We start from the raw sequence: 22,750 nt of genomic DNA on the forward strand, positions 1-22,750 counted from the left end.
CAGGCCCCACCCTCCCCGCGCACCCGACAGACCTTGCGCCCAGTGTTCCACCGCTCCCCCAGAGGGCGGGCCGGAACCGGTGGCGGGAAACAGCGGGCAACGTAACAGGAATGTCCGGGCGACGTAACAAGAAACCTGCGGGGTACAACCACCCCTCCCGTACGCCGGTCTCCTCTGGTGTCACAGCAGTTTCCCCACAGGAGGACAAGTGCGTCGCTCACTCATAGCCGCCGTCGCGGTCACCGCGCTCGCCACCCCGTTCGCGGTCGTCGCCACGGCCGGTTCCGCCGCCGCGGCGCCCACCGCGGCGGGCAAGCCCGTGACCGACTTCAACCACGACGGATACGCCGACCTCGCCGTCTCCGCGCCCCGCGGCGCCGTGAACGGCACGTCCGGCGCCGGCTACGTATCGATCGTGTACGGCTCGGCGTCCGGCGCCGACACCGCGCACGCCAAGCAGGTCGACCGCACCACCGCGGGCGTGCCCGGCGACCCCGAGCAGGACGGGGGCTTCGGTGCGAACACCGAGGCCGCCGACCTCGACGGCGACGGGTACACCGACCTCACCGTGAACAACGGCAAGGGCGACGCGGTGCTCTGGGGCTCCGCGAACGGCCTGACCCAGGGCGGCGAGCTGCCGGGCGAGTACGTGAACGACCTGAAGTCCGGCGACTTCAACGGCGACGGCAAGGCCGACCTCGTCGCCAACTCCTCGTCCACCCTGGAGGTGCGCTACGGCCCCTTCACCCGCGACGGGAAGCCCGCGTCCACCACGTCCGTCGACAACCAGGACGACGGCCCCCAGGACCTCATGGTGGGCGACGTGACCGGTGACGGCGCCGACGACCTCGTCACCAGCCACGGCTTCGAGGAGATGCAGCACTCATCGCGCCTGTGGAAGGGCAGCGAGGACGGCCTCGCCAAGACGTCGACGCAGACCAAGAAGTTCACGACGAACGGCGTCATCGCCGACGTCAACAAGGACGGGTACGGCGACCTGGTGGCCCGGGAAGTCGACGAGGTCTCCGAGGTACAGGCGTACGACGCGGGTGCGATCCGGGTCGTCTACGGCTCCAAGACCGGCTTCTCCACCCGCACCGCGAAGATCGACCAGGACACCGCGGGCGTCCCGGGCGTCGGCGAGGAGGGCGAGATCAACAGCCCCGACAAGGGCGACCAGTTCGGCTACTCCGTGACCGCGGGCGACGTGACCGGTGACGGCTACCAGGACATCGTTGTCGGCGTGCCCGGCGAGAACCTCGACACCGTCGAGGACGCCGGCGCGGTCGTCCTGCTCAAGGGCGGCGCGAACGGCCTGACCGGCACCGGCGCCCAGGCCTTCAACCAGACGACGGCGAACGTCCCCGGCGTCTCGGAAAAGGACGACGCCTTCGGTACCGCCGTCCAGCTCACCGACGTCAACAAGGACGGCCGCGCCGACCTGACCGTGGGCACCCCGCAGGAGGACGGCACGACCAAGGACTCGGGCGCGGCCTGGCTGCTGCGCGGCGCGGGCGCGGGCCTGACCACGACCGGCATCACGTCGTTCAGCCCGTCGTCGCTCGGCACCCCGGAGGCAGGGGCCCTCTTCGGCGACGAGCTCGCCGGCTGACCCCTGCCCCTGACTCCTGACCCCTCCCCCGGTACGACTTACTCCAGTACCGGCAGCAGCTCCGGGAGGTGGCCGTCCGACGCGGCGGCCGCCTCCCGGCGCTCCACCGGCACCTCGCCGTACAGCGTCGTCCGCGGCTTCGCCGGGCGCCCCGCCTCCTCCGCGATCGCGACGAGGTCCTTCACCGAGCGGTACGAGCCATAACTGGAGCCCGCCATCCGGGAGATGGTCTCCTCCATCAGCGTGCCGCCCAGGTCGTTCGCCCCCGAGCGCAGCATCTCCGCCGCGCCCTCCGTGCCGAGCTTCACCCAGCTGGTCTGGATGTTGGGGATGTGCGGGTGCAGCAGCAGCCGCGCCATCGCCACCACCGCGCGGTTGTCGCGGGTGGTCGGCCCCGGACGCGCGATGCCCGCCAGATAGACCGGCGCGTTCGTGTGGATGAAGGGCAGCGTCACGAACTCCGTGAAGCCCTCGACTCCCTTGGCCAGCGCGTCCCGCTGCATCCCGGCCAGCGTGCGGAAGTGCCCGAGCCAGTGGCGCGGCTGGTCCACATGTCCGTACATCATCGTGGACGAGGAGCGGATGCCCAGCTCGTGGGCCGTGCTCACGACCTCGATCCATGTCGCCGTCGGCAGCTTGCCCTTCGTCAGGACCCAGCGCACCTCGTCGTCGAGGATCTCCGCGGCGGTGCCGGGGATCGAGTCCAGGCCCGCTTCCTTCGCCGCGCTCAGCCAGTCCCGTATCGAAAGTCCGGTCCTGGTCGCGCCGTTCACGACCTCCATCGGCGAGAAGGCGTGCACGTGCATGCCCGGCACGCGCTCCTTCACGGCCCGCGCGATGTCGAAGTACGCGCTGCCGGGCAGGTCCGGGTGGATGCCGCCCTGCATGCACACCTCGGTGGCGCCGACCTCCCACGCCTGCTGGGCCCGGTCCGCGACCTGGTCCAGGGAGAGCGTGTATGCGTCCGCGTCCGTGCGGCGCTGGGCGAAGGCGCAGAAGCGGCAGCCGGTGTAACAGACGTTCGTGAAGTTGATGTTGCGCGTGACGATGTACGTGACGTCGTCGCCGACCACCGACTTGCGCAGATCGTCCGCGACGGAGCACAGCGCGTCCAGGGCGGGCCCGTCGGCGTGCAGCAGGGCGAGCGCCTGCTCGTCCGTCAGGCGCGTCGGGTCGTCGGCGGCCGTCTTCAAGGCGGCCCGTACGTCGCCGTCGATGCGCGAGGGGACCATGCCGGGCGCGGCCTGCTCGCGCAGGGCCTCCCAGTCGCCGTACACCTCGTCGAAGTCGTCGCGCCGGTCGGACGTGCGGCCCGTCGTGTCGATGGTGCGGTGCAGGTCGGTCCGGCCGGAGGCGGCGACGTAACCCTCGTCGGGCTCCTGCCACGGGTGGCCCTCCACGACCGCGTCGGGGCGCGCGAGTCCCGTCTCCGGGTCGGCGAGCGCCCGCACGTGCGGCAGGAGCCGCGGGTCGAGCCACGGCTCACCGCGCTGCACGAACTCCGGGTAGACACACAGCCGTTCCTCCAGGCGGAAGCCCGCTGCGGCCGACTGCTCGGCCAGCTCGTCGAGCTGCGGCCAGGGCTTCTCGGGGTTCACGTGGTCGATCGTGACCGGCGAGACGCCGCCCCAGTCGTCGATGCCCGCGCCGATGAGGCGGTCGTACTCGCCGTCGACGAGATTGGGCGGCGCCTGGAGGCAGCCCGACGGGCCCATGATGTGCCGGGCCACGGCGACCGTCGCGACCAGGTCGTCGAGCTCGGCGTCCGGCATGCCGCGCATCGCCGTGTCCGGCTTGGCGCGGAAGTTCTGGATGATCAGTTCCTGGATGCCGTGGTACGAGCGCGACACGCGGCGCAGCGCGAACAGCGACTGCGCGCGCTCCTCGTACGTCTCCCCGATCCCGATGAGCAGGCCGCTCGTGAAGGGCACGGACGAGCGCCCCGCGTCCTCCAACACCCGCAGCCGTACGGCCGGTTCCTTGTCGGGCGAGCCGTAGTGCGGCTGGCCCGGCTCGGACCACAGCCGCTCGGAGGTGGTCTCCAGCATCATCCCCATGCTGGGCGCGACCGGCTTGAGGCGCTGGAAGTCCGTCCACGTCATGACGCCCGGGTTGAGGTGCGGCAGCAGACCCGTCTCCTCCAGGATGCGGATCGAGATGGCGCGTACGTACGCGATCGTGTCGTCGTATCCCGCTGCCTCCAGCCACTCCCGTGCTTCCGGCCAGCGGTCCTCGGGCTTGTCGCCGAGGGTGATCAGGGCTTCCTTGCAGCCCATCTCGGCCCCGCGTCGCGCGATGTCGAGGACCTCGTCCGGGGACATGAACATGCCGTGGCCCTCGCGCCGCAGCTTGCCGGGGACGGTCGCGAACGTGCAGTAGTGGCACTTGTCCCGGCACAGCCGGGTCAGCGGGATGAAGACACTCTTCGAGTACGTGATGACGCCGGGGCGCCCCGCCGCGGCGAGGCCCGCGTCGCGCACCCGTGCGGCGGACGCGGCGAGGTCCTTCAGGTCGTCGCCGCGTGCCTGGAGCAGCACGGCGGCCTCCGCGGTGTCGAGCGCGACGCCGTCCCTTGCGCGTTTGAGCGCGCGGCGCATGGCGTTCGCGGTGGGTCGTGCCGGCGCCGGCGCCGGCCCCTGGGGTGCTTTGTCCTGCGGCGCGCTGTTGGTCATGCGTCCGAGCATACGAGCGACCGCGCGGAGAAACAGCTACAGGTCAGTGCCGGTCACCGCAGGCGGGTGTGGGGTGCACGTATCGGCTGCACGTATGGCTGGAATCCATCCAGCGCGCGCAGCACCTCCGTTTCTCCGCCCGCCGGGAGTTGCACGATGACCTCGTCCACGCCGAGTTCCGCGTAGTGGGCGAGCTTGCCCTCGGTCGGCTGCACGGCGGAGAGCGCCACGTACAGCTGCGCGGGGTCCCGGCCCGCATCCGCCCAGGCGGTGCGCAGGGCGGGGAGGTTCTCGCGCAGCCCTGCGCCGCCGATGGGCAGCCAGCCGTCGGCGTACTCCGCGATCTGCGCGAAGAGCTTGGGGCCTGCGGCTCCGCCGATGAGGGTGCGGGGGCCGTGCAGAGGGCCTCCAGGCCGCGGGCGCGGCGCACGCCTGGGCTTCGGCAGGGCATCGCTGGCCCGCACACGCGCGAACTCCCCCTCGTACGAGGTGGGTTCCTCCGCCCACAGGGCCCGCATGACAGCCATCCGGTCCCGCACGAGCGCGCGCCGGGTGCGCCACTCGACGCCGTGGTCGGCGGCCTCTTCCTTGTTCCAGCCGTAGCCGATACCGAGGGTGAAACGGCCGCCGGAGAGGTGGTCGAGGGTCGCGATCTGCTTGGCCAGGTCGATCGGGTCGTGCTGCCCGACGAGCGTGATGTTCGTGCCGAGCCCGAGCCGCTCCGTGACGGCGGCGGCCTGCGCGAGGGCGACGAAGGGGTTGAGCATGCGGGCGCACTCGGGCGGGAGTTCACCGCCGGGGTACGGGGTCTCGCGGGACACGGGGATATGGGAGTGCTCGGGCAGATAGACCCCCGCGAACCCTCGCAGCTCCAGCTCCTGGGCCAGGCGGATCGGGGTGATGGTTTGGTCGGTGAGGTAAAGGGTGGCGGCAACTCGCATGTGGTGGCCTCCGGATCCAAGAGCGACGGGCCTCACTTACTAGCCGCCACCGACACAGGAGTCCATGCCGGGCCCGCTCCTCTCGTCCGTCGTCGGTAGTACGCGACCGTCACCGCGATCAGCAGTGGCGCCCATAGGAGCAGGGGCGCGTAGCAGGCGACGAGGATCGTCTGCCGGATGGCGTTGTCCGTTACTCCGGGGCCCAGATCCGCGTATGCGGCGTAGACGAACCAGCCCGTGATCAAGAAGAGGCCGGCGGCTCCGAGCAGCGCCGGGACCACCGCGGCCAGCGGCCGCACCCGGCGGCCGCCGATCAGCGGTACCCACCCCGGCACGACCTCGCCCCACCCCCGCACCAGGCCGAGCGTCAACAGGGCGAGGCATTCGGAGACGACGCTGAGGCCCAGGACGTAGAGCGTCTCGCCCCAGCCTTCGACGGGCATGTCCGCCATCGGAAGCCCGGCGACGAGCGCGACCCGCCACAGCCCGGAGGGCAGGGTGGCCAGGGGCACGGCGTGGGCGGCGAGCGCGGCCCACCGGGGGACGTCGGGCAGTGCGGTCAGCTTCAGTGGCATGGCAGCCATGCTGGCCGCGGGCACCGGGCCGCCACATCGCCGTACGGGCGGATCGTGGCCCGTACGCCTCCGCCGCCCGGCGGAGGGAAAAATCCGACCGCCTCACGCGCCCGCCGAATTACCCTGCCCTCATGAGCCGAAGGCGCCGCAAGAAGATGTCGGCCAAGCTGGTCCTGGCGGCCCAGGAGGGCCGCACCACCGAAGTGAGAGCGCTGCTGCGCGCGGGCGCGGACCCCAAGGCCGCCGACGCCGACGGCACGACACCGCTGTACGGCGCTTCCGTCCACGGCGCGGCGCCCGCCGTCCGGGCACTCCTGGCGGCAGGCGCGGACCCCGACTCCGAGAGCGGCCACGGCGACCAGGGCACGCCCCTGTGCGGGGCCGCGTGCTGGGGCCACACCGACGCCGTCCGTGAACTCCTCGCGCACGGCGCGGACCCGAACCTCCGCGAGGACCACGGCACGGGCAACACCCCGCTGTACTGGGCGACCCACGGCTCACACCAGGAGACGGCCGCGGCGCTTCGAGCGGCGGGCGCTAGCGCCTAGGCGCGGGGCCGCGCTTCCCCTAGGGTTCCGTCATGCGACTTCGCTTCGCGACCGTACTGCTGCTGCTCGGTGCGCTCCTTGGCGGGACCGCCTCCGCCGGCGCGTACGCGGCCCCGCCACGGACCGCAGCGGCCTCCACGTCAGCAACCGCCTCCACGTCGGCAGCGCTCTCCACGTCAGCTGCGGCTTCCGCCCCGGCGGCGGCGCCGGCCGCTCCCGGCGCGGACGAGTCGAAGCCCAAGCCCCGGAAAAAGAAGAAGGGGAAGGGGAAGGGCGGGTCGCTCGGGCTGGTCGAGGGCGTCATCATCGCCGCCCTCGTACTCGTCCCCCTCCTCATCGTCCTGCTCGTCCTGCGCCGCACCCGCAGGGCCCGCCGCGGCGTCTGAGAGCGGCGGACCGGCGCCCTCGCCCGACACCCCGCAGAAGTCTGTCAATTGCCTTCCCTTGCCGCAGAGTTCACGGCTGAATACCAGGGTTGCCCTGCAGTCCCTTCCGACACCCTGGGGAGCCGACACATGTGCGAGGACGAACACCACGGGACCAGACCCGCCAACACACCGCTGAACCGACGCGGTCTGCTCGTGACGGGAGCCGCCGCCGCGCTTACGTTGAACACCGTGAGCTTCGCGAGCGCAGCAGGGCGTGACCCCAAAAGCGGCGACGAGACCAAGGTGGTGCGCGGCACGCTGCCCACCGGATCGCCCGACTTCGTGTACCTGCCGGTCGAAGTACCCGACGGCGTACGGGAGATCCACGTCGCGTACACCTACGAGAAGGTCACCGTCCCGGCGGGCACCCAGGGCAACGCCCTGGACATCGGCATCTTCGACCAGCGCGGCACCGCACTCGGCGGCAAGGGCTTCCGCGGCTGGTCGGGCGGCGCGCGCACGGAGTTCTTCATCCGCGCCGACGAGGCCACGCCCGGCTACATCCCGGGCCCGGTCAAGGCGGGCACCTGGAACATCGCACTCGGCCCCTACACCGTCGCACCGCAGGGCCTGCCCTACGAGGTCACGATCACCCTCAAGTACGGGGCGCCCGGCAGGACGCCGAAGCCCGCCTACCCGCCGGAGCGGGCGAAGGGCCGGGGCCGGGCCTGGTACCGCGGCGACTGCCATCTGCACTCCTGGCACTCGGACGGCAGGCGCACCCCGGCGGAGATCGCCGCCCTCGCGCGCGCGGCCGGCCTCGACTTCATCAACTCCTCCGAGCACAACACGCACTCCGCGCACGCCCATTGGGCCGAAGCCGCGGGCGACGACCTCCTCGTGATGCTGGGCGAGGAGGTCACCACGCGCAACGGCCACGTGGTCGCCCTCGGCACCGACCCCGGCACGTTCATCGACTGGCGCTACCGCGCACGCGACAACCGCTTCGGCAAGTACGCCCGCGAGATCCGTGACGCGGGCGGCCTCGTCGTCCCCGCCCACCCGCACGCCACCTGCATCGGCTGCAACTGGAAGTTCGGCTTCGGGGAAGCGGACGTGATCGAGGCGTGGAACGGCCCCTACACCCCGGACGACGAGATCGCCCTCGCCGACTGGGACAGCACCCTGGTCGCCTCGGTCCGGGGCCGGGGGCGCTGGATCCCGGCCATGGGCAACAGCGACGCCCACCGCGACCCCGACCCCATCGGCACCCCGCAGACGGTGGTCCTCGCGGACGACCTGTCCCGCGAGGCGATCCAGGCGGGCATCCGGGCGGGCCGCAGCTACGTCGCCGAGACCAAGGACGTCACGCTCGAGTTCACCGCCACCGGCGGCAGGGGCAAGCAGGCGGGCATCGGCGAACGCCTCCACGTCGAGCAGGACGCCCCGGTGACGGTCCGCCTGGACGTCACGGGCGCCCCCGGCTGCACGATCCGCTTCGTCACGGACCAGGGCGTGCTCTTCACCGGCCCCGCGCTGCCCGCCTCCGGGACCGGCACGGCGGAGTGGCGCACCACGCCGTCGTACGCCGCCTACGTACGGGCCGAGGTCCGCCACGCCCCGGTGACGACGGGGCTCCCGGGCCCGCTGCGGGCGTTCACGAACCCGGTGTTCCTGGGCCGGAGCTAGTCACTTCGGGGGCGGCGGGGCGGGGCCAGGGCGACCTTCATAGGGTCGAAGATCCGAAGCCGCCGCCCCCGCTGCCCCCGCTGCCCCAGGAGAGCCCCCATGCCGTCCACCCCGCCGTCCCCTGAGCCCAGGCGGCCCCGCGTCCTGCTCGTCACCGACCTCGCCTACGAGGCGCGGGGCCGCCGGTACTGCGACGAGGACATCGCGCTCGCCTCCCGCCTCCGCGAGGACTTCGACACGGCGCTGTGCCACCCGCTGGACGCGGCGGCGCTGATGGACTCCTTCGACGCGGTGCTGATCCGCAACAGCGGCCCGGTCCTGAACTACCAGGCGGCCTTCGACGCCTTCCGCACCCAGGCGCTCGCCTCGGAAACCCGCGTGTACAACCAGCTGACCGGCAGCGCGGACATGGCGGGCAAGCAGTACCTCGTCGACCTGACGGCGCAGGGCCACCCGGTGATCCCGACGGTCGACCGCCTGGCGGACGTGGGGAAGCTCCCGGCCACGGCGGAGTACGTCATCAAGCCCAAGCAGGGCGCGGACTCGATAGGCCTGGAGTTCCTGACCCGGGCCGAGCTGGAGACCCACGCCGCCACCAAGGCCGACGGCACGCTCCTCATCCAGCCACGCATCGACTTCGCGTACGAGTTGTCGTTCTACTTCGTCGACGCCACGTTCCAGTACGCACTCCACGCACCGCACCCGGACAAGCGCTGGGCCCTGGAGCTCTACACCCCGACCCCCGCCGACCTGGCCTTCGCCCAGCGGTTCATCGACTGGAACACCATCGACCACGGCATCCAGCGCGTCGACGCCTGCCGCACGCGCTCAGGGGACCTGCTCCTGGTCGAGCTGGAGGACCTCAACCCCTACCTGTCCCTGGACCTCATCCCCCAGGAACACCGCGACGCCTTCATCACCGGCCTGAAGGCGTCGCTGCACAGCCTCCTCGGGCGCTGAGCGTCAGTCCGCGACGACCAGCGCCGGAGTGTCCCGCTTCAGGACCTCGCCCCGGAAGAACGCGGGGCTCTTGCGGCCCATCACCAGCATGATCACCACGCCGACCAGCAGCAGGCCCACGCCGATCACGAAGACCGAGCCGACACCGAAGACGGAGGAGCCGCTGCCGTAGGCGGGGTTCCACATGTCCACGAGCGTCTTGACGAAGACCGCGGTCAGCAGGATGCCGCCGAACACCGGGAAGAAGCCCTTGAAGGCGAAGTCGCGTACGGAGGAGAACAGTGCGCGGCGGAAGTACCACGCGCAGGCGAAGGCCGTCAGCGCGTAGTAGAAGCAGATCATGAGGCCGAGGGCGTAGATCGTGTCGACCAGGACGTGCTCGGAGACCAGCGTCATGACCGTGTAGAAGACGCCGGTCGCGACGCCCGCGACGACCGTCGCGCGGCCCGGGGTCTTGAACCGGGGGTGCACGCGCGCGTAGGAGGCGGGAAGCGCCTCGTACGTCGACATGGCGAGGACCGTGCGCGCCACCGGGATGAACGTGGTCTGCAGGCTCGCGGCGGCCGACGCGAGGACCGCGACGAAGAGCAGGATGCCAAGGCCGTTGCCCATGATGGGCCCGGCGAGCGCGGCGAAGACGTTGTCGGAGGTGTCCGGGTTGGCGAGGCCGAGGCCCTTGTCGCCGGAACCGACGGCCATCTGGGCCGCGATGCCGGTGGCGAGGTAGGAGCCGATCAGGACGACCATCGAGATGAGCGCCGCGCGGCCCGGGGTCTTCTCGCTGCCGGTGGTCTCCTCATTGGCGGTCAGACACGCGTCCCATCCCCAGAACATGAAGATCGACAGGGAGAGGCCGGCCGTGAAGGCGCCGAAGGACTGGACGGAGAACGGGTTCAGCCAGGACCAGGAGAAGTCCATGGAACCGGCGATGTCACCGCTGCGGGCCTTGCCGAGGGCCATCACGACGAAGAGCGCGAGCACCACCAGCTGCAAGCCCACCAGCGCGTACTGCACGCCCTTCGTGGCCGTCATCCCGCGATAGCTGATCGCGGTCGCCGCGGCGATGAGGCCCAGGCACGTGAGGATGTGGACGGCCTTGTTGTCGTCGAGGGCCGCCACCGAGTCACTGCTCGTGATCTCGCCGGCCAGGAGCCAGAAGTATGAGGTCGCCACCCCTGCGAGGTTCGACAGGACGATGATCGTGGCGATGACCAGGCCCCAGCCGCACATCCAGCCGATCCGCGGGCCGAAGGCCTTGACCGTCCAGGTGAAGGACGTGCCGCAGTCCGGCATGGCCTTGTTGAGCTCGCGGTAGGCGAAGGCCACCAGGAGCATCGGCAGGAAGCCCGCGAGGAAGACCGCGGGCATGGCGAGGCCGACCTCACCGGCCGTGGAGCCGAGGGTCGACGTCAGGCAATAGACGGGGGCGACGGTCGAGATGCCGATGACGGCGCTGCCCATGAGGCCGACGGAGTTACCGCCGAGCCCTTTGGCGCGTACGCCCCCGTCGGGGGCGCCGTTTACCGTGTCTCCGGCCTGGGGCCGTACGTCCAACTGGGTCATGAACAGGACGTTAAGGGCTGCGGTTTCCACATACGGAGGGTCGAGATCCGCATCTGGCGTCTTGCAATCGATGGGCGAATCGGGACAGACGCCATTGATTGCTTGATCGCTCAACCGGAACGGTTGCTCATTGCCAGGCAAAAGCCAGACCGTCCGGTATGCGAGAACCGCAGCACTGTCCGTTTTGCCCGTTTCAAAATTTTCCCGAGCGTCTTCCCGCGTTCCACATAACGGACATCGACCGGGTCACATCCCCCCGTGTGCCGCATCACCCGGGCGCCGCATCACCCCGGCCACACGATCGACTGCAGCTCGCTGTACGCGTGCAGCGCGTACGACCCCACGTCCCGGCCCACCCCGCTCCTCTTGAACCCGCCGAACGGCGCCTCCATGTTCCGGCCGATGGTGTTCACGCCGACCCCGCCCGCGCGCAGCCGCCGCGCGACCCGGAAGGCGCGGGCCACGTCGCCCGACCAGACGTAGTCGAGGAGGCCGTAGTCGCTGTCGTTGGCGAGCGCGATGCCCTCCTCCTCGTCCTCGAAGGGGACCACCACCACGACCGGCCCGAAGATCTCCTCCCGGACCACCCGCATGTCGTTCGTGCAGTCCGCGAGCAGCGTGGGGGCGACGTAGAAGCCCTTCTCGAACGAGGCAGGGCGCTCGCCGCCCGCGACGACCCGCGCGCCCTCCTTCCGCCCCAGTTCCACGTACGACTCGATGCGGTCCCGGTGCGCGGCCGAGATCACCGGGCCGACGATCGTCCCCTTCTCCCGCGGGTCCCCGACCTTCATGAAGCCGATGTAGCCCCGCAGCTTCTCGATCAGGGCGTCGTAGACGGCACGGTGCGCGATCACCCGCGTCGGGGCCGTGCAGATCTGGCCGCTGTAGAAGGAGAACGTGGTCCCGATGCCCGCCACCGCCGAGTCCGGGTCCGCGTCCTCGAAGACGAGCGCCGCGCCCTTGCCGCCGAGCTCCATCAGCTGGCGTTTCATGTCGCGGCCGCACACCTCGGCGATGCGCTGCCCCACCGACGTCGAGCCGGTGAAGCTCACCATGTCGACGTCCGGGGAGTCCACGGCCGCCTCGCCCACCCCGGGGCGCGCGCCGCTCACCACGTTCACCACACCGGGCGGCGCCCCGGCCTCCTCCAGCGCCGCCGCCATCCGGTACACCGACAGCGGATCCTGCGGGGCGGGCTTGACGAGGACCGTGTTGCCCATGGCCAGGGCGGGCGCGACCTTGCCCGCGGGATTCGCCCACGGGTTGTTGTACGAGGTGATGCAGGTGACGACCCCCACCGGCTGACGGACAGTGAGCGCCCCCACGACGCCCGCCTTCCCCATCGGTCCCGCCTCGTTGATCTGCGGCGGCAGGCCTGCCTCCACCGGTTCCAGGGCGCCCTTCGCGTACCGCTTGAAGCGCGCCACCGACACCGCGACCTGCATGCCACGCGCCGTGCCGGTCGTCGCCCCGCTCTCGGCCTGCGCGAGTTCCGCGTACGGGCCCATGTCGCGCTGCATGATCGACGCGGCGCGGTCCAGGACCGTGGCCCGCTCCTCCGGCGTCGTACGCGACCAGGTGGCGAAGGCCTCGCGGGCGGCGCCGGCCGCCGCGTGCACCTGCTCGCGGCTCGCCTCGGGGGCGAGGCCGACCACGTCCTCCGTCGCGGGGTTGATCACCTCGTAGTGCCCGGCGGTCGGCTCGACCCACTCCCCGCCGATGAACAGCCGTTGCCCGTCTGCGAGTTGGCCGCTCACTTGGTGCTCACCGTCCTGGTGTCCCGCCCCGAACGAAGCACCGTGCCGGGCGTCGCGCCCGTCACGCGGTCCTCGCGGATGGCCTCGACCCCGTTGACCCACACGGCGTTGACGCCGATGGCCTTGGAGTCGAGACGCGGGCTGTCGCCGGGCAGGTCGTGCACCAGCGTGGCCTTGCCCGCGTCGATGCGCTCGGGGTCGAACAGGACGAGGTCGGCGTGGAAGCCCTCCTCGATACGGCCCCGCTCCCGCAGCCCGAACAGCTGCGCGGGATCGTCGGTGAGCATCTTCACCGCCTGCTCCAGGCCGAGCAGCTTGCGGCCCCGCAGGCAGTCCCCGATGAACCGGGTCGTGTACGGGGCGCCGCACATCCGGTCCAGGTGCGCGCCCGCGTCGGAACCGCCCAGCATGACGTCCTCGTGCTGCCAGGTCTCCTGGCGCAGGGCCCACGAGCCGGGGTCGTTGTCGGAGGGCATCGGCCACAGGACCGTACGCAGGTCGTCGTTGGCGCAGATCTCGACGAGGCACTGGAACGCCTCCTGGCCGCGCTCGGCGGCGATGTCGCCGACGACGCGGCCGGTGAGGCCTTCGTTCTCCCTGGAGTACGTGTCCCCGATGACGTACCGGTCGAAGTGCGTGAGCCGCCGGAAGACCCCGGCCTCCTTGCTGTCGGCGCGCCGCAGCATCTCGCCACGGACCTCCGGGTCGCGCAGTTTCGCGATCCGCTCGGGAACGGGCAGGCCGAGCACGTCTCCCCACCCCGGGATCAGGTTCAGGGCGCAGAAGGTGCCGAGCGACATGTTCATGGGGGTGAGGATCGGCATCGTCAGTGCCACGATCCGGCCCCCGGACTTACGGGCGCGCTCGCTGGCGACCAGCTGGCGCGGGACGCGCTCGGGCACGGCGGCGTCGATGGTGAGGACGTTCCAGTTCAGGGGCCGCCCGGCGGCGGCGCTCATCTCCACGAACAGATCGATCTCGTCGTCGCTGAACTGATCCAGACAGCCCGCGACGATGGCTTCGAGCTGGGTGCCCTCGTGCTCGGCGACGGCCCGGCTGAGCGCCAGCAGCTCGTCGGGCTTCGCGTGGCGGGATGCCACCGGCTGCCCGTCGCCGTCCGAGTGCGTGGACGACTGCGTGGTGGAAAGACCCCAGGCGCCGGCGTCCATGGCGTCGTGGAAGAGCCGCAGCATCTCCTCCATCTGCTCGGGCGAGGGCTGCCCGCCCACGGCGTCCGCGCCCATGACGTAGCGCCGCAGTGCGCAATGCCCCACCATGAAGCCCGCGTTGACGGCGACGCGCCCCTCCAGAGCATCCAGATACTCGCCGAACGAACTCCATGACCAAGGCGCACCCTCTTCGAGGGCCACCAGGGACATGCCCTCGACCTTGGACATCATCCGCCGCGTGTAGTCGGCGTCCTCGGGACGCGCGGGGTTCAACGGCGCGAGGGTGAAACCGCAGTTGCCGCCCGCGACGGTGGTGACACCGTGGTTCAGGGACGGGGTGGCGTAGGGGTCCCAGAAGAGCTGGGCGTCGTAGTGCGTGTGCGGGTCGACGAAGCCGGGGGCGAGGACGCGTCCCTGGGCGTCCTCGCTGGACCGGGCCTCTTCGACCGTGGTCCCCGGCTCGGCTATGACGGCGATGCGCCCGCCCCGGATACCGACATCGGCGATGTACGCGGGGGCGCCGGTCCCGTCGACGACGGTGGCGCCTTTGATGAGGTGGTCGAGCATGACGGTGGACAGCCCCCTTGATCGGTGGTTTTTCGGTGCGGATTCGACCCGTCCAGAACGGGTGGGTGGGCGGGAGAAGCCCGTCCGGCGCTTGAGGACACGCCCGAAGGGCGCAGAGGGTGCCCCGGCCTCCGTCCGGGAAGGGAAGGCCGGGGCAGCTGGAGGGGGGGTTCAGGAAGCCCCCGCCTGACGGAAGCGCGACGTCCGATGCACAGGATCCGTATCGATCTTCGGAATGACGTGCTCACCGATCAACTTGATCGTGTTCTTCGTGTCCTCGGGCGAGATCCCGATCGGAAGACCGAAGCTGAGCTGATCCGCCCCCGCCTGCTCCCACCGCTTGCACTGCGTGAGCACCTCGTCCGGGTCGCCGCAGATCATCAGCTCCTCGGCGATCAGCAGCTCGATGATCTCCTCGGTGTACTCGGGGAGCAGCTCGGGCCACTCGGGAATGCCCTCCGGCCGCGGGAACGTGTCGTGGTACCGGAACAACAGCGACTGCAGGTAGTTGAGCCCGCCGCTGACGGCGATCTCGACGGCCTTCTTGTGCGTTTCCGCGCAGATCGCCGTCGAGGTCACCATGACGTTGTCGTTGACGAAGTCACCGACCGGCTCGGCGTTCTTCACGGCCGTCTTGTACGACTCCAGGACCCACTCCATGTCGGAGACCTTCTGCACGCTGAAGCCAAGGACCCCGAGCCCCTTCTTGCCGGCCATCGCGTACGAGGGCGGGGACCCGGCGGCGTACCACATCGCCGGGTGCGACTTCCCGTACGGCTTGGGCAGGACCTTGCGGGGCGGCAGCGACCAGTGTTTGCCCTGGAAGCCGACGTACTCGTCCTGGAGCCACATCTTGGGGAACTCGGCGATGGTCTCTTCCCAGAGTTCCTTGGTGTGGTTCATGTCGGTGATGCCCGGCATGAAGCCGAGTATCTCGTGCGACCCGGCGCCGCGCCCCGACCCGAACTCGAAGCGGCCTTCGGAGAGATGGTCGAGCATGGCGACCTTCTCGGCGACCTTGACCGGGTGGTTCACCGGGGCGAGCGGGTTGAAGATCCCGGAGCCCAGGTGGATGCGGTCGGTGGCGTGGGCGAGATAACCGAGGAAGACGTCGTTGGCGGAGAGGTGTGAGTACTCCTCCAGGAAGTGGTGCTCGGACGCCCAGGCGTACTTGAAGCCGGACTTGTCGGCCTGGATGACGTACTCGGTCTCCTCGATGAGCGCCTTGTGCTCTGCTTCGGGGTCGACCTTGGCCCGCTCGGCGGGCACGTATCCCTGTACAAAGAGACCGAATTCCACAGAGGTTCACCATCCTCGTGAGTATCTTCGAGTTACGAGTTTCTGACGAACCGTCAGATTGGGTTGCGTCGACTGTTCCACCGGCCGCGATGACCGTCAATACCCGCGGGCGGCCTTACTGACGTGACGTCAGACCAAGCTCCGGTCACACGATGCTGACCCCCGCGAGCCACCCACCGTCGATCACGAACGGCTGCCCGGTGATGTACGCCGAGTCGCCCCCGGTGAGGAAGAGCGCGAGCGCGGCCACCTCATCGGGCCTGCCGATGCGCCCGAGCGGCACGAGCTTCTTGTAGAGCTCGGCGACGGCTTCGCGCGCCTCGGTGGGGTCGGCGGTCGGGTCGAGCTGCGCCGGGTTGGTCATCGGGGTGTCGACGGCTCCGGGACATACGGCGTTGACGCGGATGTTCTGCGCGGCGAGCTCCAACGCGGCGACACGGGTGAGCCCGAGGATGGCGTGCTTGGTCGCGGCGTACGCGCCGACGTACGCCATCCCGGTCATCGCCGTGTACGAGGCGGTGTTCACGATGGTCCCGCCGCCGGCCGCCCCGATCTCGGGTGCGACGTTGCGGATGCCGAGGAAGCAGCCGATCTGGTTGACCCGGATGATCTGCTCGAACTCTTCGAGCGGGGTGCTGACGAGCTCGTTGAAGCGCAGGATCCCGGCGTTGTTGACGAGCCCGTCGATCTTCCCGAAGGCGTCCTTGGCAGCGCCGACCGCCGTGGCCCAGTCGGCTTCCTGGCCGACGTCGAGGTGCACGTACTTGGCCACGTCGCCGCCGAGTTCCTTGGCGAGGGCCTCGCCCTGGTCGTCGAGGACGTCGCCGATGACGACCTTCGCCCCCTCGGCGGCGAAGAGCCGCGCCTCCTGCTCTCCCTGCCCGCGCGCCGCACCGGTGACGATGACGACACGTCCGTCCAGCTTGCCCATGCCTGTCTCCTTGAATGAGCCGGGTGGAGCTGTCAGTTGAGGTGCGGAGCGACTTCGGCGGCGAACGCCGCCATCTGGTCGGTGAGTTCGGTACGGCTACGCGAGCGGAACCGCACCTGGATCTGCTGGACGCCCATCGCGCCGTACGCCCGCAGCGACTCGGCGAGAGCGTCCGGCTTCCCGCTGAGCGTGCGCCGCCCGAGGGACCAGGTGGGCTCCCCCACGTACAGCGGCTCGGCGATGGCGCCCACGACGACCGGCTCCGCGATCCCCGCCTCCTCCCTCAGCCGCTTGAGCCGGGCGATCTGCGCGGGCAGTTCGTCGCGCGGGTCGCCCTGCGGCAGCCAGCCGTCACCGCGCACGGCGGCCCTGCGGACGGCGGCAGGCGATGAACCCCCCACCCAGATGGGCACGCGGGGCTGCGCGGGCCGCGGCTGCTGGCCGAGCCCACTGAAGTCGTAGGTCTCGCCGTGGTGTTCGGGGTACTCCTCGGGCCCGAGCGAGGCCTTCAGCGCGTCGATGGTCTCGTCGAGGACTGGCCCGCGCCGCTCGAAGTCGGCGCCCACCGCGTCGAACTCCTCCTGCACATGACCTGCCCCGACCCCCAGGATCAGCCGCCCGCCGCTGAGCCGGTCGAGGGTGGCGTACTGCTTGGCGGTGACGAGTGGATGCCGGAGCCCGACGACGGCGACGTGGCTCATCAGCCGTACGTTCTCGGTGATCCCGGCGAGGAAGGAAAGGGTGGCCACCGGGTCGTACCAGACGGTGCTCATGGTGTCCGCGAGCCGCCGGGGTATCGCCACGTGGTCGCAGCTCGCGATGTACGCGAAGCCGCTGCGGTCGGCGGTGCGGGCGATCTCGGCGAGGTCGTCGGCGGTGGCCTCCGCCTCCCACGCCTCGGCGTACATGACGCTCTGGGACTGGATCGGGAGCTGCATCCCGTAGACCAGTCGCCCTTGCGGGAAGATGTGCGCCGGCGCGTTGGCAGCCATGGGAATCCAGCCCCTCACCTTGATCTGACGGTACGTCATATACGGCGACGGCACTCATCGTGGTAGCTGACGCATCGTCAGGCAAGAGGTGCGGGGCCACTCCTCCGAAGGGGGGCGGGCGACTCGCTCCTCCGAAGCAGGGTGGCGACCGCCCGGCCGGGCAGGCCGGAACGGGAAGCCCGCCGCCCCGCGGACTCCCCGTTCCCGACCTCGCCCCCGCGCCCGCTCTCCGCTACGCCCCGGGCCCCGCCCACAGCCCGTCGCTCGTGAGCCCGAGCAGATCGATCGCGTTGCCACGTACGATCCGGTCGACCACGTCCGGCGCGAGGTGGCCCATCTGCGACTCCCCCACCTCACGGGACTTGGGCCAGGTCGAGTCGGAGTGCGGGTAGTCCGTCTCGTACAGCACGTTCCCCACGCCGATCGCGTCGAGGTTCTTCAGCCCGAAGGCGTCATCGAAGAAGCACCCGTAGACATGCTCGGTGAAGAGCTCGGACGGCGGCCGGTGCACCTTGTCGGCGACCCCGCCCCAGCCGCGGTTCTCCTCCCACACCACGTCCGCGCGCTCCAGGATGTACGGGATCCACCCGATCTGCCCTTCCGCGTACATGATCCTGAGGTTCGGGAAGCGCTCGAACTTGCCGCTCATCAGCCAGTCGACCATCGAGAAGCAGCAGTTGGCGAAGGTGATGGTGGAACCCACGGCGGGCGGCGCGTCCGCGGACGTGCTCGGCATCTTGCTGCTCGACCCGATGTGCATGGCGATGACGGTGCCTGTCTCGTCGCAGGCCCGCAGGAAGGGGTCCCACTCGTCCGTGTGGATGGAGGGCAGTCCCAGGTGGGGCGGGATCTCGGAGAACGCGACGGCGCGCACGCCGCGGGCGGCGTTGCGGCGGACCTCGGCGGCTGCCAGCTCGGCGTCCCAGAGCGGAATGAGGGTGAGCGGTATGAGGCGGCCGTGCGCCTCGGGGCCGCACCACTCCTCCACCATCCAGTCGTTGTACGCGCGCACGCCGAGCAGGCCGAGTTCGCGGTCCTTGGCCTCGGTGAACGTCTGCCCGCAGAAGCGGGGGAAGGTGGGGAAGCAGAGGGCGGACTGGACGTGGTTGACGTCCATGTCGGCCAGCCGGTCCGGCACGCTGAAGGACCCCGGCCGCATCTGCTCGTAGGTGATGACTTCGAGCTTGATCTCGTCCCTGTCGTATCCGACCGAGGTGTCGAGGCGGGTGAGGGGCCGGTGCAGGTCCTCGTAGATCCACCAGTCGCCTATGGGTCCGTCGTCCCCCTTCGCCCCCATCACCGGGGCGAACTTCCCGCCCAGGAAGCTCATTGACTTCAAGGGGGCCCGGACGATGCGCGGCCCGCGGTCCTGGTACTTCGAGGGGAGCCGGTCACGCCAGACGTGGGCGGGCTCAACGGTGTGGTCGTCCACCGAGATGATCCTCGGGAACGTCGGCGGGGTCTCAGTGGTCTCCATGCGCTCCACGGTAGCGCTCATCTGACGACCCGTCAGCTCCCCGTCGGCCACTTGTCGGCCATCCGTCCGCCATCCACCGGCCGTTCGTGCGCCGGTCATCCCCGTCCCCGAGTGCGTGGACCCTGTGAGAGCCGTCTCGCACAGCTGACGCATCCGCCGTCAACAAGGCAAACTGGCGGGGAGCAAGAGCCAGGTGGCGAACGGAACCAGGCAAAGGGTGACAATCGCGGGCAGGGCAGACCCGCGCGCACGACCAAGCACGGTGACGGCCGGGCACGGAAGGGCAGCAGGGGGAGCGATGGACGGTGTACCGCGAGTACCGGACCAACGGCGTCCGGCCCCGGGGAACGCCCCCGAGGGAGTGAGACCGCACTTCAGCGTGCTCGGTCCCGTACGCGCGTGGCACGGCACCGAGCAGCTGTCCATGGGCTCTCCGCAGCAGCGCGCCCTGCTCGCGGCTCTCCTGCTGCGGGACGGCCGCACGGCCACGTCACACGAACTGATCGACGCGCTCTGGGGCGAGGACCCGCCGTCGCAGGCCCTGGCCGCGGTCCGTACGTACGCGTCGCGGCTGCGCAAGGTGCTCCCCGCCGGGGTCCTGGTCAGCGAGTCGGGCGGGTACGCGATCGCGGTGGCCGACGGCGCGCTCGACCTGGCGCTCGCGGAAGACCTGTCGACGGAGGCCGAGAAGGCACGCTCGGTGGCCGACCTCTGCCAGGCCCGCTCCCTGCTGAACAAGGCGCTGAGCCTCTGGGACGGCGAACCCCTGGCCAACGTCCCGGGCCCGTACGCGGAAACGGAACGCACCCGCCTGGAGGAGTGGCGCCTGCAGCTCCTGGAATCCCGCCTGGACATGGACCTGGAGGTCGGCTGCCACGCGGAGGCGGTCTCGGAACTGACGGCGCTGACCGCGGCGCACCCGTTGCGCGAGCGCCTGCGCGAGCTCCTGATGCTGGCGCTGTACCGCAGCGGGCGCCAGGCCGAGGCCCTCGCGGTGTACGCGGACACGCGCCGCCTGCTCGACGACGAGCTGGGCGTGGACCCGCGCCCGGGTCTGAAGGAACTCCAGCAGCGCATACTCCAGGCGGACCCGGCCCTCGCGGAACCCTCGGCGGCGACTCCGGAACCGGCTGCGGCGGCCGTACGCCCGGCCCAACTCCCGGCCACAGTCCCCGACTTCACCGGCCGCGCATCCTTCGTATCCGAACTGAGCGACATCCTCTCGGCGGCGGAGGGCCGGGTGATGGCGGTCTCGGCGCTGGCGGGTATCGGAGGCGTGGGCAAGACGACCCTCGCGGTCCACGTGGCGCACGTGGCGCGGACGTACTTCCCCGACGGACAGCTGTACGTGGACCTCCAGGGAGCGGGCGCGAGGGCGGCCGAGCCGGAGACGGTCCTCGGCGCGTTCCTGCGAGCCCTGGGAACAGCGGACTCCGCCATCCCGGACTCCCTGGAGGAGCGGGCGGCGCTCTACAGGTCGGTCCTCGACGGCCGCAGGGTGCTCGTGGTCCTGGACAACGCGCGGGACGCGGCCCAGGTACGCCCCCTGCTGCCCGGCATGGAGGGCTGCGCGGCCCTGGTGACGAGCCGGATCCGGATGGTGGATCTCGCCGGGGCCCACTTGGTGGACCTGGACGTCATGTCCCCGGAGGAAGCACTGCTCCTCTTCACGCGGATCGTGGGCGAGGAAAGAGTCCAGTCCGAGCGCGAGGCCGCGCTGGACGTGGTCGCGGCCTGCGGCTTCCTCCCCCTGGCGATCCGCATCGCCGCCTCACGCCTGGCGGCGCGCCGCACCTGGACGGTCTCGACCCTCGCGGCCAAGCTGGCGGACGAGCGGCGCCGCCTGGACGAGCTCCAGGCGGGCGACCTGGCGGTCAAGGCCACCTTCGAACTGGGCTACGGCCAACTGGAGCCGGCGCAGGCGAGGGCGTTCCGCATCCTGGGCCTGGCGGACGGCCCGGACCTCTCCCTGGCCGCGGCGGCCGCGGTCCTGGACCTGCCGGTGGAGGAGACGGAGGACTTGCTGGAGTCCTTGGTCGACACCTCCCTGGTGGAATCAGCAGCGCCGGGCCGCTACCGGTACCACGACCTGGTCCGCCTCTACGCGCGTGCGTGCGCGGAACGGGAACTGCCGCCGGGAGAGCGGGAATCGGCCACCTCGCGGTTGCTGGACTTCTATCTGGCCACCGCCACTGGGGTCTACGCACTGGAGCGACCGGGAGACCGGCTGGTGGACCACCTGGAGCGTACGGACTACGCGGGGCTGCGGTTCTCCGAGGGTGCCACCGCTCTCGACTGGCTGTACGCCGAAGCCGACAGCCTGCTCGCCTGTGTACGTCAGTCCGCGAGCGACGGAAGCATGCTGAGACGGGCCGTCGACCTCCTCTGGGCCGCAAAGGACCTCGCCGAGTCGGGCGCCAACTCGCACCAGTACGAGACGACGGCGGCAGCGGTCCGCGATGCCGCCAACGCCGCCGGTGACGAACGGGCGGAGGGACGCGCCCGTACGACGCTGACGAATGTCCTGCTGGTCTCGGGGCGCTTCAACGCGGCGGACGACGAAGCACGGCTCGCCACGCTTCTCGCCGAAAGGGCGGGGGACACAGTTCCCATCTGCTGGGCCTCGAACGACCGCGGGATCATCGCCATCTACCAGAACCGCCATGCGGACGGCGAGCGGTATCTCCAGCAGGCGATCGACAACTTCCGCGCGATCGGCAACCAGGTCGGTGAGGCCAGCGCCCTGTGCAACCTCTCCCGGATTCACGTCGCCATGGGGCGTACGACCAGCGCTGTCGAGCTCGCCCGGCAAGGCATCGCCATCTACGACAACATGGGGCTGACGCTGCGCCTGGCCAACGGCCGCTTCGCTCTGGGCATCGCGCTGACCCGCGCGGACCGCCACTCCGAGGCTCTCGACGAACTGTCGGAGGCGCTCACCATCTTCACCGAGAACCGCCAGCGCCTCTGGGAAGGAACCACTCACTTCAGGATCGCCGAAGCCCACCTCGCCGCCGGCCGCCCCGCGCAGGCCGCACAGCACGCAGAGCAGGCACTGGCCCTTCGCTGCATCGGCGGCGACTGGATGCGCGGCAACGTTCTGACGACCCTGGGCCGGTCCCTGGCGGAACTCGGCCAGGCGGACAGGGCGAAAGCCTGCTGGACGGAAGCGCTCGCGATCTACCTCCAGTCCGATGCCGCGGAGGCGGACGAGGTACGACAGCTCCTCGCGCCCGTGGCGGCCGCCTAGGGGACTGCGGCCCCCGTTCATCAATCGTTTATCGACACCCGGCACTCTCTTACATGTCGAACCGTCGCTTCGGGGGGCAGACGGCTTGGCGGAGAGCCGGACCGATATGGTGTCCGGCTCTACGACGCCCGTCCGGCGGCCCTCGGGGGAGCTGCCGGGCGGGCCTTGTTTCCAGAGTCAGCTCTACCAACAGGGGAGTTCAATCCATGAGCGACGCCAAGAAGAAGACCGACGACCCCACCACGCAGGACAACCACGCGGGCAGCGAGCCCGCGGACATCACCACGCAGGACAACCACGCGGGCAGCGAGCCCGCGAAGATCACCACGCAGGACAACCACGCGGGCAGCGAGCCCGTGAACTAGACCTTCTTGCACGGG

Annotated in this window: 17 protein-coding genes; 7 read left to right on the forward strand and 10 right to left on the reverse strand. The window is 70.5% G+C overall.

Going from position 1 to position 22,750, the window contains the following annotated elements:
• Positions 1–208 precede the first annotated feature (208 nt).
• Entirely contained in the window at positions 209–1,612 is a 1,404-nt protein-coding gene (locus ABXJ52_RS15855) for an FG-GAP-like repeat-containing protein (protein WP_367042940.1), read from the forward strand.
• 38 nt (positions 1,613–1,650) lie between these two features.
• Here ABXJ52_RS15855 and ABXJ52_RS15860 read toward each other — a convergent pair whose 3' ends face one another.
• The 3 genes from ABXJ52_RS15860 to ABXJ52_RS15870 are packed head-to-tail and all read right to left on the reverse strand — an operon-like array spanning position 1,651 to position 5,800.
• Positions 1,651–4,284: a bifunctional FO biosynthesis protein CofGH gene (locus ABXJ52_RS15860; protein ID WP_367042942.1), complete on the reverse strand. Its 2,634-nt coding sequence runs from the start codon at positions 4,282–4,284 to the stop codon at positions 1,651–1,653.
• Positions 4,285–4,337: 53 nt separating this feature from the next.
• Positions 4,338–5,225 (reverse strand): TIGR03619 family F420-dependent LLM class oxidoreductase, encoded by an 888-nt coding sequence (locus tag ABXJ52_RS15865; RefSeq protein WP_367042944.1) that lies wholly within the window; start codon positions 5,223–5,225, stop codon positions 4,338–4,340.
• Between the two features lie 32 nt (positions 5,226–5,257).
• Positions 5,258–5,800, reverse strand: a complete 543-nt coding sequence (locus ABXJ52_RS15870; protein ID WP_367042946.1) for a hypothetical protein — start codon at positions 5,798–5,800, stop codon at positions 5,258–5,260.
• Between the two features lie 131 nt (positions 5,801–5,931).
• Here ABXJ52_RS15870 and ABXJ52_RS15875 point away from each other — a divergent pair, with 131 nt between their 5' ends.
• The 4 genes from ABXJ52_RS15875 to ABXJ52_RS15890 all read left to right on the forward strand — a co-directional run bounded on the left by ABXJ52_RS15875 (position 5,932) and on the right by ABXJ52_RS15890 (position 9,365).
• Positions 5,932–6,348, forward strand: coding sequence for an ankyrin repeat domain-containing protein (locus tag ABXJ52_RS15875; protein ID WP_367042948.1), 417 nt, complete (start codon positions 5,932–5,934; stop codon positions 6,346–6,348).
• Positions 6,349–6,380: 32 nt separating this feature from the next.
• Positions 6,381–6,734, forward strand: a complete 354-nt coding sequence (locus ABXJ52_RS15880; protein ID WP_367042950.1) for a hypothetical protein — start codon at positions 6,381–6,383, stop codon at positions 6,732–6,734.
• Positions 6,735–6,863: 129 nt separating this feature from the next.
• Positions 6,864–8,405 carry a CehA/McbA family metallohydrolase gene (locus ABXJ52_RS15885; RefSeq protein ID WP_367042952.1) on the forward strand — a complete coding sequence of 514 codons (1,542 nt, stop codon included), beginning with the start codon at positions 6,864–6,866 and terminating at the stop codon, positions 8,403–8,405.
• Between the two features lie 99 nt (positions 8,406–8,504).
• Complete coding sequence (locus ABXJ52_RS15890) at positions 8,505–9,365, forward strand: hypothetical protein (RefSeq protein ID WP_367042953.1); 861 nt, start codon at positions 8,505–8,507, stop codon at positions 9,363–9,365.
• Between the two features lie 3 nt (positions 9,366–9,368).
• Here ABXJ52_RS15890 and ABXJ52_RS15895 read toward each other — a convergent pair whose 3' ends face one another.
• The 7 genes from ABXJ52_RS15895 to ABXJ52_RS15925 form a co-directional block, all read right to left on the reverse strand.
• Positions 9,369–10,928, reverse strand: coding sequence for an APC family permease (locus tag ABXJ52_RS15895; protein WP_367042954.1), 1,560 nt, complete (start codon positions 10,926–10,928; stop codon positions 9,369–9,371).
• A 284-nt stretch (positions 10,929–11,212) separates the two neighbouring features.
• Positions 11,213–12,685, reverse strand: a complete 1,473-nt coding sequence (locus tag ABXJ52_RS15900) for an aldehyde dehydrogenase family protein (protein WP_367042956.1) — start codon at positions 12,683–12,685, stop codon at positions 11,213–11,215.
• Positions 12,682–14,421, reverse strand: coding sequence for a D-aminoacylase (locus ABXJ52_RS15905; protein WP_367042958.1), 1,740 nt, complete (start codon positions 14,419–14,421; stop codon positions 12,682–12,684). Before ABXJ52_RS15905 ends, ABXJ52_RS15900 begins: the two co-directional genes overlap by 4 nt.
• A 171-nt stretch (positions 14,422–14,592) precedes the next feature.
• Positions 14,593–15,720 carry an LLM class flavin-dependent oxidoreductase gene (locus ABXJ52_RS15910; RefSeq protein WP_367042959.1) on the reverse strand — a complete coding sequence of 376 codons (1,128 nt, stop codon included), beginning with the start codon at positions 15,718–15,720 and terminating at the stop codon, positions 14,593–14,595.
• Positions 15,721–15,865: 145 nt separating this feature from the next.
• A complete protein-coding gene (locus ABXJ52_RS15915) occupies positions 15,866–16,651 on the reverse strand; it encodes a glucose 1-dehydrogenase (protein ID WP_367042961.1) in 786 nt (261 codons plus the stop codon).
• Positions 16,652–16,683: 32 nt separating this feature from the next.
• Positions 16,684–17,643, reverse strand: a complete 960-nt coding sequence (locus ABXJ52_RS15920; protein ID WP_367042963.1) for an LLM class F420-dependent oxidoreductase — start codon at positions 17,641–17,643, stop codon at positions 16,684–16,686.
• Between the two features lie 232 nt (positions 17,644–17,875).
• Positions 17,876–19,120, reverse strand: coding sequence for an amidohydrolase family protein (locus ABXJ52_RS15925; protein ID WP_367042965.1), 1,245 nt, complete (start codon positions 19,118–19,120; stop codon positions 17,876–17,878).
• Between the two features lie 298 nt (positions 19,121–19,418).
• Between ABXJ52_RS15925 and ABXJ52_RS15930 the strand changes: the two genes are divergently transcribed.
• A complete protein-coding gene (locus tag ABXJ52_RS15930) occupies positions 19,419–22,370 on the forward strand; it encodes a BTAD domain-containing putative transcriptional regulator (RefSeq protein WP_367042967.1) in 2,952 nt (983 codons plus the stop codon).
• Between the two features lie 206 nt (positions 22,371–22,576).
• Complete coding sequence (locus ABXJ52_RS15935; protein WP_367042968.1) at positions 22,577–22,735, forward strand: hypothetical protein; 159 nt, start codon at positions 22,577–22,579, stop codon at positions 22,733–22,735.
• The last annotated feature ends 15 nt before the right edge of the window (positions 22,736–22,750 follow it).

It is taken from the genome of Streptomyces sp. Je 1-332 (assembly GCF_040730185.1).
Classification (GTDB): domain Bacteria; phylum Actinomycetota; class Actinomycetes; order Streptomycetales; family Streptomycetaceae; genus Streptomyces.